Annotated in this window: 13 protein-coding genes and 1 pseudogene; all 14 read right to left on the bottom strand. The window is 39.1% G+C overall.

All coding sequences use genetic code 11. The annotated features are described in order from the left end of the window. Positions 1-251: 251 nt before the first annotated feature. The gene (locus ESV85_RS18875; protein ID WP_146920374.1) at positions 252-2867 is read right to left on the bottom strand and encodes an alkaline phosphatase D family protein; all 2616 of its coding nucleotides are present in this window, start codon (positions 2865-2867) and stop codon (positions 252-254) included. Positions 2868-3040: 173 nt separating this feature from the next. After that, positions 3041-3676: pseudogene (locus ESV85_RS18870) on the bottom strand (IS1595 family transposase); the annotation flags it as partial. Positions 3677-4337: 661 nt separating this feature from the next. After that, a complete protein-coding gene (locus tag ESV85_RS18865; RefSeq protein WP_223276047.1) occupies positions 4338-5426 on the bottom strand; it encodes a formylglycine-generating enzyme family protein in 1089 nt (362 codons plus the stop codon). A gap of 104 nt (positions 5427-5530) precedes the next feature. After that, positions 5531-5701 carry a hypothetical protein gene (locus ESV85_RS22370; protein WP_191322059.1) on the bottom strand — a complete coding sequence of 57 codons (171 nt, stop codon included), beginning with the start codon at positions 5699-5701 and terminating at the stop codon, positions 5531-5533. Between the two features lie 17 nt (positions 5702-5718). Beyond that, positions 5719-5907 carry a hypothetical protein gene (locus ESV85_RS18860; protein WP_146920367.1) on the bottom strand — a complete coding sequence of 63 codons (189 nt, stop codon included), beginning with the start codon at positions 5905-5907 and terminating at the stop codon, positions 5719-5721. A 99-nt stretch (positions 5908-6006) separates the two neighbouring features. Continuing rightward, a complete protein-coding gene (locus ESV85_RS18855; RefSeq protein WP_146920365.1) occupies positions 6007-7422 on the bottom strand; it encodes a sulfatase in 1416 nt (471 codons plus the stop codon). Positions 7423-7449: 27 nt separating this feature from the next. Further along, a complete protein-coding gene (locus ESV85_RS18850; RefSeq protein WP_146920363.1) occupies positions 7450-8820 on the bottom strand; it encodes a sulfatase in 1371 nt (456 codons plus the stop codon). A 40-nt stretch (positions 8821-8860) separates the two neighbouring features. Next, positions 8861-10261: a sulfatase gene (locus ESV85_RS18845; protein ID WP_223276046.1), complete on the bottom strand. Its 1401-nt coding sequence runs from the start codon at positions 10259-10261 to the stop codon at positions 8861-8863. 122 nt (positions 10262-10383) lie between these two features. Further along, positions 10384-11934: a RagB/SusD family nutrient uptake outer membrane protein gene (locus ESV85_RS18840; protein WP_146920361.1), complete on the bottom strand. Its 1551-nt coding sequence runs from the start codon at positions 11932-11934 to the stop codon at positions 10384-10386. Between the two features lie 4 nt (positions 11935-11938). Further along, the gene (locus tag ESV85_RS18835; RefSeq protein WP_223276045.1) at positions 11939-15346 is read right to left on the bottom strand and encodes a SusC/RagA family TonB-linked outer membrane protein; all 3408 of its coding nucleotides are present in this window, start codon (positions 15344-15346) and stop codon (positions 11939-11941) included. 156 nt (positions 15347-15502) lie between these two features. After that, entirely contained in the window at positions 15503-16549 is a 1047-nt protein-coding gene (locus ESV85_RS18830; RefSeq protein ID WP_146920359.1) for a FecR family protein, read from the bottom strand. Positions 16550-16553: 4 nt separating this feature from the next. Continuing rightward, the gene (locus ESV85_RS18825) at positions 16554-17189 is read right to left on the bottom strand and encodes an RNA polymerase sigma factor (protein WP_146920357.1); all 636 of its coding nucleotides are present in this window, start codon (positions 17187-17189) and stop codon (positions 16554-16556) included. Between the two features lie 248 nt (positions 17190-17437). Beyond that, positions 17438-18145, bottom strand: coding sequence for a gluconate 2-dehydrogenase subunit 3 family protein (locus ESV85_RS18820; protein WP_146920355.1), 708 nt, complete (start codon positions 18143-18145; stop codon positions 17438-17440). Between the two features lie 3 nt (positions 18146-18148). After that, positions 18149-19891 (bottom strand): GMC oxidoreductase, encoded by a 1743-nt coding sequence (locus ESV85_RS18815; protein ID WP_146920353.1) that lies wholly within the window; start codon positions 19889-19891, stop codon positions 18149-18151. Positions 19892-19982: the final 91 nt, after the last annotated feature.

Raw genomic sequence — 19982 nt, 5'->3', positions numbered from 1 at the left:
TGTCCGAAGAAATGTGTATTTTTCATCTGCTGTATTTATTGGTTGTGGTAAACTGAAAATACAGAAAAGGGGAAGCTTCTCAAACGAAGCTTCCCCTAAATTTTAAACCGTTTCTCGGACAGTAGTGATTTCGAATGTAGAATGATGAATTTTGAATAATGAAGAGTGCGTCAATCGGCACTTCATCGTCATTGGTAGGAACGAAGCAATCTGTTAGAACAAAGGGCTCCAACAGGAACCTCAAACATCTATTATTCAGCCATATTTACCTGAATCACTCCCTTTTGATCTTTCTCTATCACAAGTCCGGCATACGTCTTCATCAATCCCTTATTCTGATCACGCACTTCCACTCTGTGTTTGTCAGCCGAGAACACTTTTGGTTGAAAACTCTTCGTATTCACTGGTATAGCATATTCAAGTTCACCGGTGGATTCATTATAGACTGAAACTAGCGGGTTTTGCACTCCTTCCAAATTTAAGGTATTCAGATAGCCAACAGCTTTTCTTGCATAGTTATCTTTTTGGGAAACTGTCAATGGCCAACCGTCATATTGTCCATCAGGATTTGCAATTGGGTCTACATTTCTAGGCCAGCATTCGATCTTCATCGTACGCTCATTTTTGTCAAAAGTAATTATCCCATAGCCCGTTCCCCTATCATATATTCTGGCTGGTTCAAAACCTGATTTATATGGATTTGCCACAGCCATAATGGTCATTTTATTGCCAAAACCATCTTCAAAATCTCCTGTGTTTTTGGTCCCACCTGGAAAAGGCTCATGACCTTCAGGTACTTTTGGCCACCAGCGTCTAGGCCAGAGGTTATTTAGCGCCGGGCCGGCAAATGCAAAGCCTGAATCTCGGAATTCATCTACACCATATTGCACGGTACTTGCCAAATGCTGATCTCCCGCAATGTGCAATGCAAATGCTTTCCGTATAATTCGCACGGCTTCATCGCGGCCCTTTTGAGGCCAGCCATTCGAATCCATATCTGATGTCGGCGCATCACCAACTACGTATTCGCCTTTTTCAGGTGTAGGCAAACTAGGCACCATGCTATCTATGATACTTCCTTCCGGCAAAGTAGCTACTGTACAGAAGTTCGTCTGAGACAAAACGGCTTTCATCTGTACTCCTGGATTCCATTGTGCTGACCAATTTTCCAAGAAATTGAGTTGTCTTTTTCCTAGTAGCTCAGCTTCAATATTGTAATGCTTTTTGATGTCAAAATCTGGGTTTTGAATAAAGCCATTCATGACTTTCGCTTCTTTAGGAAGGACATTCTGCGGAGCTGATTTGAATTTTCTATCTTCTAAAATCGCGAAACTCACTCCTCCATACTCCCAATCCGTGTAATAGACATTAATTCCCTGCTTCACCGGAGTTAGGTCAAACGCATCAGGCAAGTGACTTGTCTGACAATCTTGAACCATGTTCACCCATTCCGGAGGCATTTTATAGCCACCTTGATCTTGGGCTACATATCCCCATCCTTCATCGGTTGGGGCATGCTTACCTCCTTCACCCCATACATTGCCATGATATACGTCATGATCATCTGGAATAATTGCAGCAGGAATGGTTCTAAAAATATCACGGTATGACCAGCCAAACATATACCATTTGTGCAAATAATCCAGATAGGATTTTTCCAGCGGGCTGGTTTGAATCCCAAATCCACCGGTACCCTCATAGAATTGGTCTCCAAGAAATAATGCCATTTCAGGCTTGTGCTTTTTCACATGAAGGGCAACTTCCTGATCAGGAAAACCGTGATCTGCATTACAGCTAAAGACTGCTACTTTCAAGTTCTCAGAAGATTTCGGCTGAGCAGCGATTTCTCCGTAATAAGAGAATTCCTGAGTCTTATCCTTAAGAGGAACATTTATATGAACCCGATATGGGATCATTTCCTCATGCTTCCAACCATCTATTCTAAACTTGGCTATTCTTCCATTTGGATCAAGGTTAGAAGTCTGAACAGTTTTCCATCCTGATCCTTTTTTGAGCTGAAGCTCCACCTTTAAATCAGAAATCAACTCAAGCGGTGCAAGCTGTGCTGTTAATTTAAGTGTGTTTTTGTGCAGGGTATATTGCGCAAAGAAGATTGGTCCAAATACCTGATCGGCTGCTTCAACTATTTTATCTCCCTGAAAAACCCAGTCTGAAAATGCCCCCAAACTGCTCGTAGTCTCTTCCTTATTGGGGCAATTAGCTACCAAAGCAAGATTCCCTTGCAAATCCTGAGGAGTGATTCCTTCAGCAGTTAAGACAACTGGATTATTATCGTTTTTACTAGTTGAAGCAGAAAGCGTCAAATTGTACTTGCCTTGCTTGAAAGAACTTTTCAAGGTTAATGTAACTGGTTTGGTTAAATCCAATCTCTTTTCACTCAGCTTTTCCCCAATCATCAGTTGGCCAGTGCCAGTAATCCCTGCATCCAATCCTTTACCAAAAATAGCAGCAGAGCGATAGTCATCAAAAATACCTTTGGCTCCCAATCTAAAACCAGCATAAGCCCCAGCATTTCCAGCCAATTCTCTATTATTCCAATCGATAATTACCGACTGCTGAAAATCATTATTGTCAGATCCCAACTGGTGCGTAAGAATATGTAAGGCTCTATTTGGGCCTGAAATAGTACAAACTGCTTTACCATCAATGATTTCCCAATCCTGCAATCTATTACCCCAAAACTCAGGGCCAATCCACTTCATATCCGGCCAGTTTTCCCAGTTACTCTTGAAGCCTGAATCGGCGCTAGCAAGTAGTTTTTTGATACTGGTAAATCCTTGGGAAAAGAAAAAAGGAGTCGAAAAAGAAGTTAAGGCCATGGCCTTGACAGCAGATCTGCGTTTCATGGGTTAGGTGGGTTTAAAAGTAAATATGTATAGTATGCTCAACTTATCCTTATGAAAAAGGATAAAAGGCTTCGTATATACCGCAAAAAGTCACCTGATCCAAATTGCTTTATCAAAAAAAGCTACCTCAAAGTTTGAGGTAGCTTTTAAACATTAATAAACCCATTATATATTTAATATGTGTATCCGCATGATTGCACGTAAGGATAAATTGAGGTAAGAACTAATCTATCAAACAGCCTATCACCAAAATATCTTCTGTTGAGCTTGTATACGAACTCATTGAGGTAGTTCTGGAGGTATTTGTAGGTGATCATGTGGTTTATTTCCAGCAGTTTCCTCTTCAGATTACTGATTGCCTTGTGTACCCATCTCAGGGTGTCGTTGGTTGCTTCTTTTCCCGATACTACTGTGAAATGGGTAGCCACAATATCCTTTATATCAACGTAGGCTGTGTTTTTATCAGTAAAAAGCGCAAAATCCCCTTCGGTATTTTTCTTGATAAAACGGTTGACATGATGTCTGTCCACCTTCCCCAGTACTTCCATTTTGAAGTAGCTGCAGACTTTCCCGAATTTCCCGGTCTCTGGGTTTTCAACCGGAACGGATTCAGCAGCTACTGCCACTGATGCTTTCCGCTGGCTTCCTTTACCTCTTTTCAGCTTACCGATCTCTGCCCTTTTGGTAGCCACGGTAACAAAGCAATCATCGTATCCAACCATATCTGAAAGTGTATAAAGTGCTTCACGCTTACCCATATATACTCTAATCTTATACATCAATCGAAAAGAAGTAGCATACCTACCCAAGTAACATCCACTAATCTGACCCAGCAACTTAATGTCACGACCTGTCATTATTTGGCTAAGTGCAGCCGTGAGGATACACATATTGCAATAAATGACAAAAGAACACTATGAGATTCTTGTTTGGAAAATCCGACAAGTATTGACGAACAAAACCAGCCCGGAACCCGGACTGGTTTTGTCAATTAACAATAACCCAATTCTACTTATATAATTAAATTCTTTATAGGTTAAATTATTAACCTACCCTGATTCATACTTAAATAGTATTCTTTATTCAACTATCTACTTTATAGAGTAACTTAATTACATATATGACCCCAATAAGATTCAAAATTTTGTCACTTTTTTGGTATTACTCTAGGGAACCAGAATGAATTATTTCTAAAATTTATTTTTTTATGTGTATTCTGATACCTGCACGTAACCAAAGAAGGACAGGTTGTGGCCTCAAGATGTGATGCTATTCAGGTTGGTGTTTCTTGGTTAAAATTAGAGAATGAATAACATTGACTTTATCAACCATTTTCCTGACGAGGAAAGCTGTAAAATTTACTTGAAAGAACGCCGAAAGAAGTCTGGAATTCGATGCAAGAGCTGCTAAGGTATTTCTAAACATTATTCGTTTATAGGTGGTAAGTCTTTCGAATGTAGTTGTTGCAGATCAGTCCTTGACGCACCTAAACCCTGTATGATTCAGGCCTGAATCTTCACTTGATTTCATTCTTCTTGAAACTCTATAACCGCTGCAATAGGAATCATTGCAAAGAAACGATCCCCCACGGACAACTCTTTTGGGAATCCTTGGCTCTTGGGGATCCAGCGATTCGCTTGGACCCCTGGACCCGTCTTTCTCTTTCATCTTATAGCCCTCAAAATGATACCAGTCTTCGCACCATTCCCAAACATTCCCGGCCATGTCATATAGGCCATAACCGTTGGCCACAAAACTCATTACAGGTGAGGTTCCTCTAAAACCATCCTCTCCTCTGTCTTCATAAGGAAACATACCCTGCCAGAAATTCGCCTTACTGCTTGCATTTTTTGCAGGTTCATTTCCCCAGGGATAAACAGGATCTTCCAAGCCTCCTCTTGCTGCCCACTCCCATTCTGCTTCGGTTGGCAATCGTTTACCTGCCCATTTGGCATAGGCATTAGCATCTTCATAGGAAACATGGACTACCGGATGGTCCAATTTACTGTCAATATTACTGTTTGGCCCGTCAGGGTTTTTCCAATTCGCCCCGTAAATCCAATGCCACCACTGTCCCGGGTTATTCATAGGGACCGGCCCATTGGTCGGTTGAAAAACCATAGACCCGGGTTGCAGGATTTCATCTGAAGGCTTGGGGGTTCCTGGTTCCACTTGCTTCTTCAGTTCCTCCCAATCAATGGGCCTTTCGGCTACGGTTATATAATCCGTCTGTTGTACAAATTCCATAAACTGGCGGTTGGTCACTTCATGGGCATCCATCCAGAAACTCTTCACCTTTACGCTATGCTTGGGAAATTCGTCAGGATCAGCCTGTTCGTTGTTGCCCCCCATTTCAAAATTTCCCTCAGGTATAAGGACCATCTCCCCCAACGGTAAGTCAGATTTAAGAGTATTGGACACTTGTGAAACATGTTTTTCTACCTCTCCATTATCAACTTTGGAGTTACAGCTTATTGCCAGGAATATGACCAACAACATTGTCAGTCCTTTGAATTGAAAATCAAGGAATCCAACTTTTCCCAGTCGATATTGACTCATTATCATATTATATTGGTTTGAGCAGGTTGATTTAAAACTCCAGAATACAAAATTCGGTTTTATTAAAATTACGTTTTTTGGTCAACTGTTTTTGGTCAACCGGGTCAACCGATAGATTTATAGGATACCGTCAGCACCACCATGTCCCGCTCCTGTATATAATCGGTGGTGGTGAAAAATCTTTCACCACTGCCTACAATCGTTTGCCTGTTTGATCCCAGCCAATTCATGCCAATGACTTTCCAGTGCAGCCCTAAGGATATCCGCCCGCCCATGAGGTTCTTTTTAAGTGTCAGGTTGGTTGAAAAGAAACTGGATTTCTCCCCTGAATTGTCATGATTCTGGAGAGGTAGTTTAAATTAAAGGATTTTCTTGATTTATGATTTTCCAAAGAATTGGGAGTAGCCATTGAAGACATCCCTACTCCTAAAGTGGCAACTCCAGACAGCAGGCTATTTTGAATAAATTTTCTTCTTTTCATAATTGTAAAATTTTTAATTGAAAAAAGCCCAATTAGTCCAATCATACTTTATGTGTTTTCAAATAGAATACTATATCCAACTATATAAAAATCACAATATTAACCTCCTATTCTCTTCTCCAACTGCGTTGCTCCAAACACCATTTCTGCCGAATGTTTTTTGGCGATTTCTTGGATTTCTTTAACGATCTCTGGATGCTGATCTGCCAGATCAAAACGCTCAGAAGGATCATGTCCTAGATTAAATAAGGTGAGTTTTTCTAGCTTTTCTAGCCTTTCAGGGTATCCTGCAGGATTATTGCTGTAAAAGTATAGTTTATAATCCCCCTTTCTCACAGCAAATAAATGATCTCCATGGTAGTAAAACATCTCATCTCTTGGCGTTTTATTCTCACCTTTCAATACGGGTCCCAAATCATACCCATCATATACTCTATCTTGAGGCAATTTCGCACCAGCAAGATTAGTTATAGTAGGCAAAATATCCAGTGTGCTCCCCATTTTTGAGATAACTCCAGGCTTAACATTCCCAGGCCCCCAGAAAACAGCAGGAACACGCACTCCTCCTTCATAGCTTGTTCCTTTTCCTCCAAAAAGCAATCCTGCACTCCCTCCTTGTTCGTTAAAAACCAACCAAGGCCCATTGTCTGAAGTGAAAATTACATAGGTGTTTTTTTCAAGTCCATTTTTCTTCAGTGTAGAGAGAATCTCCCCAACACTCCAATCAATTTCCTCAATTACATCACCATATAATCCGCGTTCACTTTTGCCTTTAAAATCATCCGAGGCAAAAAGAGGCACGTGAGGAAGCGAATGCGCTAAATATAGAAAAAAGGGCTTATCCTTATTCTCGTTGATATATTTTATAGCTTCCTGGGTGTATCTCTTGGTTATAGTATTTTGATCCGTTGGTCGTTCGATAATCTCAGTATCCTTCATTAGAGGAACATTGAAATTTTGAAATTTTGGGTCGATAAAAATATCTTTGTAAGCAATATCATTTACTCGATCCATATCATTACTGTAAGGTATTCCATAATATGAATCGAAGCCGTGGCTGGTAGGTAAATATTGGGGTAAATGACCCAAATGCCATTTCCCAATTGCAGCAGTAGAATATCCAGCCCCTTTAAGAAGCTTTGCAATTGTATTTTCATACGCGGGAAGTCCCCCATCAGAATCTGGGAACAATACTCGCCTTTTGTTACTATACATTCCTGTTCGCACAGGCAATCTTCCAGTCAGAATTCCTGATCTACTAGGTGTACATACATTTGCAGCGACATAAAAACTAGTCCATTTTTGGCCTTCCTCTGCCATTTGATCAATATTTGGAGTTTTAATAGTAGGGTGTCCAAAAGTCCCCAAATCTCCGTACCCCTGATCGTCTGTAAAGATGATGATGAAATTAGGTTTAGCCCCTTGGGCCGTTAAAAAGTTTTGAAAGCTTAATCCAATAAAAAGGATAAAGAAGATTACTATACCAGTATTACTGGACTTGTATATATTTTTCATGACAGGCTATTGTTTTAAAATAATATTCTAGTATGAGTGCATTGGTTTCTGCCATGGAACGGCTCCGCCTTCTTGTATGTGGCGCATAAGAATCTTGTTCAATTTTTGGAAGATCACTTGGTTTTCTTCGATCACATTTATTTTTTCTTCTGGATCAATTCCAAGATTATAAAGCTCCATTGGTTGTGTCGGCGTGTTTTGCAGAAGCTTCCAATCTCCAAGTATTAAAGCATGATAGGCCTTACCTCCATATTTTAATCCTCCTTCCCTTCTTACAAAATACAGTTCCCTGTCTTCCTCGGTATTTTTGATACCTAATAGTGTATTCAGAAAGCTTCTCCCTTCAACTTTGGTAGTAATAGCTGTTCCTGTAAGTTCCATTAGTGTCGGGAAGATATCCATTGACAAATTATCCTGTGATGAAGATGTGCCTGGGGCTATTTTTCCTTGCCAAGTCACAAAAGTGGGAACTCGAAGACCTCCTTCATACATGCTTTGTTTTCCATCTCTTAAAGCACCATTATTAGCCATATCAGGCAAGTGCCCGCCATTATCACTGCTAAAAATGATTATGGTGTTTTCATATTGACCACTTTGCTTTAATGACTTGATTACTTTTCCAATCCCATCATCTAGATGCTCAATAAAAGCGACCAGATTAGCCCTCTTTTCTGGTAAGTTTGGCTCACGATTATTAACTCGATCTTTCCAATCTTGGGGTGGTTGTACGGGGAAGTGTGGAGCATTATATGCTAAGTATAGAAAAAATGGCTCCTTTTCCTTGGCTTGAGATATGATGTAATCAGAGGCCCATGAAGTAAATAAGTCAGTTGCATGCCCTATCGGGTCTATCTCTTTTTCATTTAACCTCATATAATTTTTCCCAAACCTGGTATGGGCATTATAATCGTCCATCATATCTTCAAGCCAGCCATGGAATAGGTCAAAACCTTTTTCATTAGGTAGATTGGGGCTCTCTAATCCTAAGTTCCATTTCCCTATATGAGCTGTATTATATCCAGCTTGTTTAAGTTTTTGAGGGAGAGTCACAGCCTTTGGATCTAAATACCCCCAATTATCCTCCGGATGTGATCTAATCAACCCTGGTACTCCAACAAGATCAGGATACTTACCTGTCATTAATGCAGCACGTGTAGGAGCACATACGGGGGAGTTTGCATAGAAATTGTCAAAACGCATACCTGCCCTACATAACTCATCCATATTTGGTGTTCTGATATCCTTTGTTCCATAATATGAAACATCATGATATCCTTGATCGTCAGTGAGAATGATTAATATATTTGGTTTTTCTTTAGGTAGCTGCTTACTTATCCCAATACTTTGGTTGCTTAGGGATAAAAGTACAAGACAGAATACATAGATATAGTTGTTCATTATTGCATGAAAATAAGGTGCTAAAAAACTATTATTAAAATCAATTGACGTTCATAATCAATGGTTTGGGATTTGTCACTAATCCAGCTGGACGTTGCTTACTACCTTTATTTTCGTCATCACCTAATTCTAATCTGGGACGTTCAGCATATTTCATCAGCTCTGCAACCTTTTCAGGAAAATCATCAGCTATGTCATTCATCTCTCGTATATCAGTTGCTAGATGATATAGCTGTGCTTGTGATTTTTCCACTTCATTATTGTGTACATACATGCGCCTTTTTTCCAATGGGAGAAATAGTTTCCAATCTCCAACTCTTATCGCCTGAAGTTGACCTACTTGATAATAATAAAAGGCTTTATATTGAGATTTAGCCCCTTTTTCTTGAAATAAAATTGGAGCAATATTATTTCCATCTATATCATTCTCCGGCAAAGATGATCCTGTAAGAAAAGCCACAGTCGGCAAAATATCCATGGTCGTCGCAAGTTGATCAGTCACAGATCCAGCAGCAACTTTACCTTTCCATCTCATAAGGGCTGGCACTCTCATACCACCTTCCATCACACTCCCCTTGTAACCTGATAATGGAGAATTACTACCCCCAAAATTCTTAGCAGCTCCGTTGTCTGATGTGAAAATCACAAGAGTATTTTCACTTAGACCCAACTTATCCAGTAAATCTATTATCTGTCCTAAAGACCAATCTATTTCCTCAACAGCATCTCCATATAATCCGTTAGCCGATTTCCCCTTAAAATTGGTACTGGCATTAACAGGATTATGGGGCATATTATGTGGGAAGTATAAAAAGAAAGGCTTATCCTTATTGTGAATAATAAACTTCAACGCCTCCTCAGTATATCTTTTTGTAAGATTTTCTTGATCTACAGGTGCTTCTATCACTACTTCATTTCGAAGAAGTGGTAGAGGAGGGTTGATTCCAAATTGATTAGATCCCATATCATTACTATATGGAATTCCAAAATAAAAATCAAAGCCTTGTTTTGTAGGAAGAAACTCTGGCTGGTCTCCGAGGTGCCATTTACCTATCATACCAGTAGCATATCCTTTTTCCTTTAAAAGATCAGCAATAGTTATTTCATTGGGATTTAACCCTTTATGAGCTGCCGGAAAAAGAACTTGTCTCATATCAGTATCTCCTGGTGGAAAAGCATTTTCATGCATATCTACTCTTCTGGGATAACAACCAGTCATCAGACTAGACCGAGAAGGGGTGCACACACCACTCGAAACGTAAAAGGCTGTAAACTTCATCCCTTCGGAGGCCATTTTTGAAAGATTAGGAGTACGATGATGCTGAGCTCCAAAGGGTTCAATATCTCCATATCCAAGATCATCGCTGAAGATGATAATCACATTTGGATATTCACCCTCCATACTTTTATATGATTCAGAGGCATTTGATTCTATTAGCACCAATCCTAGAATTAGGGAAAGCAGAAGTGCTTTCCCCGTTATCTTAAATCGATTTAATATTGAGACATTAATACTTAACTCTCTATTAAATACTTTTAAAGAATGTAATTTAATATTGAAACTTACCATCCTGGATTCTGAACTAGCTGATCGTTAAGTGAAAGTTCACTTACTGGTATTGGCAATAGGTCGTAATATTTCAAATAGCCATTAGGGAATTTTCTCTCGATTAATCCTCCTTCATGATCTCTAACCTCTACAGGATAAATTTCTTCACCCATATCCCAACGTCTGATATCTGACCAATAAAGACCTTCCAAAGCAAATTCAATCCTTCTTTCTTTTCTAAGCCTTTCTCTCGCCATTACTTGTGACATTCCCATCGGCAATAGACTTATCTTCACATCTTCTCTCTCAGTCCTAATTCTATTTACAATCTGAATCGCCTCATCAATATTCCCATTTGTCTCTATGATTGCTTCGGCCTTGGCAAGCAAAACATCTGCATATCTCATTACAATATTATTAAGATAGGATTGACCAGATGGAGGTAAATCGCTCATATGTTGTGTTCGATATTTTCTGGTACTTAGGTGTTTTAACCTATTCCCTGGATGATTATATGCACCTCCAGGGTAGGTATAATTAGGGAATTGATGATCTAAAATATATGACCCTGGAATAACAATTGTAAATTCAAGCCGTGGATCCCTACCTTCAAACGGATTACTAGCATTAATTTCTGACCCATCTACCATCTCATACGCATTCACCAAATCATCTGTAGGGACATATCTAGTACCTCGGGTAAAACTTCCTGTTCCTGTCCCACAATATTGATCAATGAACGATCCTTGTGAATTTTCGCCCGAGATGTATTGAATGTCAAATAACACTTCTTGGTTATTCTCGTTTTCAGGCTGAAACAATCCTTCATAGCTATGATACAAATTATATTTACCAAGCGCTTCTATTTCATTTATTACACTCAAGACTTCAGCATACTTATTTTGATATAAATATGCCCTCATTTTTAATCCAAGTGCAGAACCCTTAGTAGCTCTACCTCTTTCAGGTGCCTCATTTGGGAGGTTTGATATCGCCATATCATAATCGGAGATCACTTGACTCCAAGTATCTTCAAGACTCGCTCTGGAAATATTCCTAGCTTCTTCGGCACTGATTGAACCTTTTATCAAAGGAACACCCCCATAACTATCAGCCAACAAAGAATATGCGAGCCCTCTCAGAAAGTGTGCTTCACCTATGTATAAAGCTTTTGCGTTCGGATCAAGATCAACAAGATCCAAAATACTTAACAAGTAATTTACTCTATAAATAATCCCATAGCATCTAGTCCATCGAAAAGTAACAATATCACCATCGCCTGATGATAATTGACCGTTACCCGCTTTTGCTATTGGTGTATTACCCCAATTATATGCGTTAGGCGTAGCTCCATCTAATATCCCAAAACCAAATAAACCTTGGTTATAAATAGAGTTTTCTCTAATCATAGCATAAGCCCCGTTCAAAGCCAATTTAATATCAGCTTCGTTTTCAGGGAAATTTGCCGACGTAATCTTGTCTTCTGGTAACACATTCAAAAATTCATCTGCACAACCTGTCAACAGCAATGAGAACACTATTATCAATATATATTTAGTCTTCATTATTTTAGAAATTAAGGTTAACACCAAGAGATATAATTCTCGGAACTGGATAATAATTATACCCTGAATCAAAGGTATTTCTTTCAGGATCAAACCCCTCGTAATCATCTGTTACCAATGTAAATACATTCTGTGCATTGACATAAACATATGCTTTTTGAAGACCAATTTTAGAAACAACTTCCTCTCTCAGGGCATATCCAAGTTGGACATTTTTAAGCTTGATATAATTTAGCTCTTGAACCCAGTATGACGACTGGGATTGATCCCATGAATTATCAAACCTAGCACTAGGAACAGAAGTATTTGTGTTATCCGGTGTCCAGGCATTCAACCATGTTTCAGAGATTACCCTATTTTCAAAAGTTAGGTTAGTGAAGTTATTCTGTGTGTAAACACTCACACCCAAAACACCCTGAAATAGCAGGTTTAAATCAAATCCTTTGTATTTAAAGCTAGGAGATATCCCAAAAGTCACTTTTGGAATTGTATTTCCAAGGCTTTTTTTATCCTCGAAACTTAGCTTACCATCACCATTAACGTCTTCAAATTTCAAATTACCAGCCTTTGGTTTGAATCCATTATCAAACATATGTTCCAATGCTTCAGAATCTGATTGATAAATACCTATTGCGTTATATCCATATAGTGTTCTAAAAGCGTAGCCTTCTCGAATCAAATACAATTGGTCTGGCGATTTCCCTCCGGAAAATTTTGTTACTTCATTTTTGATATAAGTAAAATTAAAGCCAACATTAAAGCCAAGTTGATCTCTGTTAAACTTGAAATTATTGTAGTTAAAAATAAATTCGAACCCTTCATTTGACATTTCTCCAAGATTTTCGAAAGGAGGGGTAAGACCTCCTAAAAGGCTTGGTACAGGAAGTTGAACAATAATATTTTCGGTCTTCTTTTTGAAATAATCTGCTTCAACCGTGATTTGATCATCCATAAAACCAAGTTCCAGACCAAAATCTAAAGTCGCTGTTGTTTCCCAAGTAATGTTATCATCCACTAAAGAAGTAACGGCTGCCCCAGCAGCAAACAATCCACCATAATTATAGCTAAGGTTATTATTCTGAGCAATTACCGTTAAATAAGGCCAATAATTAGAAATATTCTGATTACCCAACTTACCCCAAGAAGCTCTAAGCTTCAAATTTGAAAGCACGGACTGGTCGGCCATAAATCCCTCATCAATTATTCTCCAACCGGCAGAAAACCCCGGAAAAACTCCCCAACGATTTCCTTCCTTGAATCGAGAAGAGCCATCTGCACGAAGATTAGCTTCAAACAAATACTTTTCACTTAAAGAATAATTAATCCTACCGAAATAAGACAGCATTTTAAAACTATTCAAATTACCATTTGATTGAATTCCCGAGGTACCAGCATCAACTTGTGTGAGACCTTCCTTAGGAGGAAGCGATCTTCTAGCATAGGTATTTCTTATTCGATTTGTCTCGACTTGCATACCAGCAATAGCTGAAAAATTATGAATATCATTTAATGTCCTATTGAAATTTAGTGTTGAATATAAATTATTATGAACACCAATAAGATTACTTCTATTTATCTCTAAACCTTCACGATTATAGTTTTTTGTAATTGTTTCTATACCTGTATCAGTATATCCAAAAACACTACCATTATAGCGATCAATTATATTAAAATTAACGTTTGTAGCAAACGTTGTTCTCCAGGATAAATAATCAGAAAACCTAATTTCTGCTGAAGTATTAACAGTAATTATATGTTCTTCAGTAAGTGTCTTACCATTTGCAGCATCTATTAGAGGATTCCTATTATCATACAATAAACTCCCATTTCCAGAAATAGCCTGAACCGAGCCAAATCTACCATCACTCGTATACGGAGCTATGTAAGGAGCTGCACCACCCAGCATTTCAAAAACTCTACCTAGAGATCCATATGTAACATCAGCATATGGCTCTTCAGACTTTCTCGTTAAATAATTCAGCCTTCCACTTACAGTAAGCCACTTATTCACTTTTGACTCTACATTTGCCCTGATCGCATATCGGTTTGATTTAGTATTTGCGACCATGCCATCTTGATCCAAAAAATTTAAAGACAAGTACGATGAAACATTTTTGGATCCTCCTGTAATTGAGATATTATGCTGTTGAATAGGCGCTGACTGAAACAGTTCTTGAAACCAGTCAGTATTTGGATATTTGTATTTATCTGTCCCATTTCTGAAAGCATTGATTAATGCATCAGAAAAAAGCGGACTAGAGCCATCATTCATCAAAGCCTGATTGCTTAGCTCCATGTGAGCAGCACTGTTGTTGATTAGGTTGTATTTCCTTCCTAAGGACTGGATGCCATAATACGAGTTTAGAGAAACCTGCATTTTCTCATTATTCTTACCCATTTTTGTCGTCACCAAGACAACTCCATTTGCAGCTTTTGAACCATAAATCGCAGCACTAGCAGCATCTTTTAATACAGTCATGCTTTCAATATCAGCAGGATTTATCTGACTAAAATCACCTTCAACTCCATCAATAATTATAAGTGGATTAGAATTGTTAAGCGTACCCCATCCCCTTACTCTAATTTGAGCACCATCATCTCCTGGCTTTCCAGAATTTTGACTTACCCAAACTCCTGAGGCGGTTCCACCTAAAGCTTGGGAAGCATTAGTAATTGGTCTATTATTTAACTCATCATCGTACTTAACTGTAGAAATAGCTCCAGTGGTATTCACTTTTTTCTGCTCACCATATCCTACTACCACTATTTCATCGAGTGATTTTTCATCCTCAATCATCGTAATATTTAGAGTTGTTTGATTCAGAATACTGACTCTTTCGTCTTTAAACCCAATAAAAGAAAAGACCAAAACATCACCTTCTTCCACGGAAATGGTATAATCACCATCAAGGCCAGTAACCAATCCTCTAGTTGTTCCTTCCACGATTATGGTAACTCCTGGTATTGGTTGCCCAGTCTCATCTACTACTTTCCCTGACACATCCTTTGAAATTGCTTCCTCGATGCTTACTCCCTGACTAATTCCAGCTTGATAGGCCTTAACATGGATATTGTCATTGATCTGAATAAATCTAAGCCCAGTATCTTTGTTCAAATCTAATAAAAGATCATAAACAGTTTTGTTTTGAACATCTAGATCAACTTTCTGCTTTACATCCACATTTCCAGTATTATATGTAAAAGCTAAACCAGTCTGCTTCTCTATATCCTTAAATACTTTATCAAGTGGAGTGCTTTCTACACTCATCCCTACCCTTATCTTTTCGATGTTTTTTCGCTGAGCATTGCCGGTATTAGCGAGCAAAACTGTGCAGAAAATCAGCTGAAGAATAAACCCGTAGAGTAATCTTTTAGATAACATAATGAGTTGTCCACGTATATTTTTTTTCATACTATTGTAATGGTTTAAGTGATGATTCGCTTGAATTTTTGCCTGAAATGGTTAGCGCTACTACAGGCAAGTTGAATTAGGCAGATAGGAATTCTCCCCAGAATTTCTTCTGCCTTTTTTTAAGGACTGTGTATCATATCCATGGTTGCTTTTGGGTTAATGAGTTATTTGTACTTCTTTACCTTTGATTTTATATTTGATTTTTGACGTCTGAGCGATTCCTTCCAAGACATTCTCCAAAGACTCATCAAAGTACTGACCTGTATAAGCCCACTGAGTATTGAATTTGCCAGATGTGCTGATCTCTACTCCGTACCAATTTTTAATTTTCCGCACCACTGTATCGAAGTCATCGTCGGTAAAGACTAAGTACTTATCCTTCCAGCCAGTGACCGATCTTACATCAAAATCCTGCTTGTATATTTTCCCGTTATCCTCCAGCACAATCATCTCCATAGGATCCAGCATTACTTGATTTCCTAGCTTGTCGTTAACTTTCACCTTGCCTGATACCAGAGCTACTTCTAGCTTTCCCTCCACTACGCTGTTGACATTGAAGCTCGTGCCTAATACCTCTACTTTCGCGTCGTTCACTTCTACTATGAATGGTCGGGTTTCTTTCTCTACATCAAAAAAGGCCTCTCCTTCCATAGAAATCACACGAATAGAATCCGTAAACGTCTTTGGATACGATATCTTGGAGTTCGAATTGAGATGAATAACTGTGCCGTCATTCAAATGGATGACAGTTTTCTTCCCCGCTTCATTCACCTTGGTAATCCATTCAATCGGAGCTTTCTCTGATTCTGAAAAATTTTGAGTCTCAAATAGGGCCCAGCACGAAAAACCAATCAATAAAATAGCCGCAACCCTACGAACCGAAAAAAAAGAATACCACACCTCTTTCTTAGAATGAGTAGAACTTATACTTGGAGTCTCTAAGTCCACTTTCAAAATATTCTCGAAGACCTCGATATATGCTTCATCAGTAAACTCAAAATTCTCCTTGTATTGAATAGACCTGACAAAACTAGCCGCCTCTGTCACCATCTCTCTTTTCTGAGGATTTGAAATCAACCACTTCTCCCAAAAATGCAAATTGTTCTCGCTATGGGATTTTACCCACTGTACGAAAAACTCATCAGAGAGAAAATCTTCGAACTCGTAGTCCTCATATTTTTTATGATTTGTGTAGTTAGACATTACTTTAATAACTCGTTGGTTTAATATATTTTTTGAGACTTGCTAAGGCTCGATAGATCAATTTTCTGGCAGTTTTCACTTCACTGAAGTTCATGATTTCAGCAATTTCCTTGTAGCTCAACTCTTCTTCATAGAATAGAAGTATGGCTTTTCTTTGCTTTGTAGTCAACTGGTTCAAGGCCTGCTGTACTTGAATTTTTCGCTCGTCCTCTGATTCGTTTTTAATAAAACTGACTTCTGGCGATACTTCCAGCTGGAAATGGCTTTCCAGGAAATTTTCCTCAAAGCCCTCAAATGAGGTATTTGATTTGATATTCCTTATTATTTCCCGTTGGATAGATTTAAATAAATAGCCTTTGATATTGGTCACTTCACCAAGAGATCCTCTCTTTTTTCTCAGATAAATAAAGAGATTCTGTATGCTATCTTTCACCAAACTGGAATCACGGGAGTACTGACTACCAAACTGGAAAAGCTTGTGCACATAGGTTCTGTACAAATAATTAAATGCCATTTCATCCCCCTTGTTAAATGCATTCCATATGTCACAATCAGACTTTTTCTCAAAAACTTTGATTGTTTCCAGATGCTTAACAGGGATAAAAGTGCAATTAGACTGTTCTTTTGGGCTATTGTTCATTGAAAATCTGAATTTCTTCTCCTTTCTAATATTAAGAGTAAGTCAAACAGTAAAATGACCCCATAATATTCTAAAATATTTCTGCGGGCCTTCTTACTATGAACTTCACACCTATAAATACAATATAAAAAATCGCTTGAGTCTCCTGCTCTGCACTGCACAACCAAGTACCCCTATGGGTAAATAAAAAAAACCAATGAGCTTACACCCATTGGTTTTTTTTGAAATTGAAAATATGCACTAATTAATTACCCAATTATGTTAGCATCATCATCCCATTCGATGATAGTACCACGGTCCTCCATCTTGAGATAAAGCGGCAGGTATTTTTCTTCCAGTTTCACGCCATGCTTGTCCATTACTTCCTGCGGCACGCCGTCCCAAGCATTTGGAGTGTTTCCTACGTAGCCCATGTACTTCCAACCTTCTGGGGTAGAGAAATAACCTGAGCAAGTAAGATTGCGAAGCATATTGAACCAGCGAACAGCACCTTCATATTCAGGCAGTGCTTTATCAGGCCAAGCTACTTCATCCACTATAGTGATTACTTCTGACTCACTGAGTTCATTGAATGATTTGCCGAATTTTTCATCCGCCTCAAAATCCAACCACATCAACCCTCCACGCATGCGTGTCTGGTTACTTGGCTGATCTTTCATCATAAACTCCATGAAATCGACTACACCTAGTTCAGTAGCTGCAGGTGACTCATCATCTTTTGGCATAATGATATCTACCAAAGTACTTAGCTTCTTGCGTTCGTCATCTGTGAAGAATGTGTCTGAAAGCAAGGCTTGATCGCGTTGCTTTTCTTCTACAGTTCTTCCACCGATGGTACCGCCAGATAGTACATCCTTGGCAGGTAAAGCTTTCTGCTCTGGTGAACAGCCTGTCAATAATAAACCTGTACCGACTGAGCCGGTAAAGAGTAATTTAAGATTTTCTCTTCTGTTCATGGTTTAGATATTTTTCTTATTCAATTCAGAAACAATGTAATCGGAAGTTCTCCAAGCCAAGGCCAAAATGGTCCAAGTTGGATTTTTATCAGCTTGAGACACAAAAGGCCCAGCATCTACTACGAATAGGTTATCGCAATCATGCGCTTGGCAATTTGAATTCAATACTGAAGTAGCAGGATTGTCTCCCATTCGGGTAGTTCCTACTTCGTGTATGATTCTTCCTGGTGCCAAAAGACCATATTTGGTCTCAGGTCCTGGCTTTGACCCAAGCAAAATTCCGCCTGATTCAGTCAAGATTTCTTCAAAAGTATCATGCATGTGTTTCGCCTGATTTACTTCCTGATCAGTCCAGTTGTAATTAAATCTAAGTACCGGAATACCGAATTTATCTACTGTATTTGGATCGATTTCACAGTAGTTGTCATACATAGGTACACTTTCACCTCTGCCCGACATACCCATAGTAGAACCGTAGATTTTTCTGATGTCTTTTTTCAGACCAGTTCCGTAGCCACCATTTGGACTTGGCGCACCAAATTCATCTGTGATATATTTTCTCATCGAATCCATACTTCCACCGGTTCCGTAGGCTGGCTGGCCCATTCCTCCCCAGTATTCGATATGGTATCCTCTGGCGAAATTCAATTTCTTATTATCACCCCACCATGGTGTGTACATGTGCAAACCACCTACACCATCTTCATTGTAGCGCTCACGATCCATCATACTTGGCATAATCGCCATGCGATCCGTTCCCGTGGAATCATGTAGGTATCTACCTACCATGCCTGAGCTATTTCCGATACCATCTGGATGAGATTTTGACTTAGAGTTCATCATGATTCTAGCAGACTCACAAGCTGATGCACCTAGGACAACCACTCTGGATTTGAGTTTGTATTCTTTCATATCCACTTTGCTCACAAAAGAAACACCTGTGGCTTTACCGCTTTCGTCAGTAGTTACTTTTCTTACCATGGAATGCGTGTAAAGATCTACTTTACCTTTTTTCATAGCTGGATGAACCAGGCAAGTACCAGCAGAGAAATCCGCATAAACCTGACAAGCCCTATTACACTGACTACAAAAGAAGCAAACGCCTCTTTCTTTGCTGATAGGACGGGTGAGCATAGATAGACGCGAAGGAATCATAGGAATACCCATTTTATCCGCGCCTTTTTTCATGTAAAGCTCATGCAGTCGAGGCTTTGGAGGAGGAAGGAAAAATCCATCAGGCTCATTATATATACCTTCTTTAGTGCCAAAAACACCAATCAACTTATCAACCTTATCATAGTATGGTTTCAAATCATCATACCCGATAGGCCAGTTATGCCCTAGTCCATCAATGCTGGCACGTTTGAAATCATTAGGCCCAAATCTTAGCGAGATTCTTCCCCAGTGATTTGTTCTTCCACCGACCATTCTAGATCGAAACCAATCGAACTCAGTTCCATTCTTTCGGGTATAGGGTTCTCCATCGATATCCCAGCCACCAATAGCAGCATCAAAATCTCCAAATGGACGGATTTGTGTGCCTGCGCCTCTTCTTGGAGATTCCCATGGTGGTCTAAGTTGTGTGCGATCTTCCTCCTTGGCGGGGTCAAAATCACCACCTGCTTCTACAACAGCTACGGAAAGACCTGCCTCGGATAGAATTTTGGAGGCCATACCTCCCCCAGCTCCAGAACCCACGATAATGACATCGTAAGAGTCCCCACTTGGTTTTATTTGAAAACTCATGTTTTAATAATTTTATATGATTTTAATAATTCCTCAGAGAAATATCCTAACGGAATACTAATTACTATCAAAAGCTTACTGTTTTTATATT

It is taken from the genome of Algoriphagus aquimarinus, assembly GCF_007997215.1.
GTDB lineage: Bacteria > Bacteroidota > Bacteroidia > Cytophagales > Cyclobacteriaceae > Algoriphagus > Algoriphagus aquimarinus_A.
This window is presented reverse-complemented; position numbering and strand designations above follow the sequence as displayed.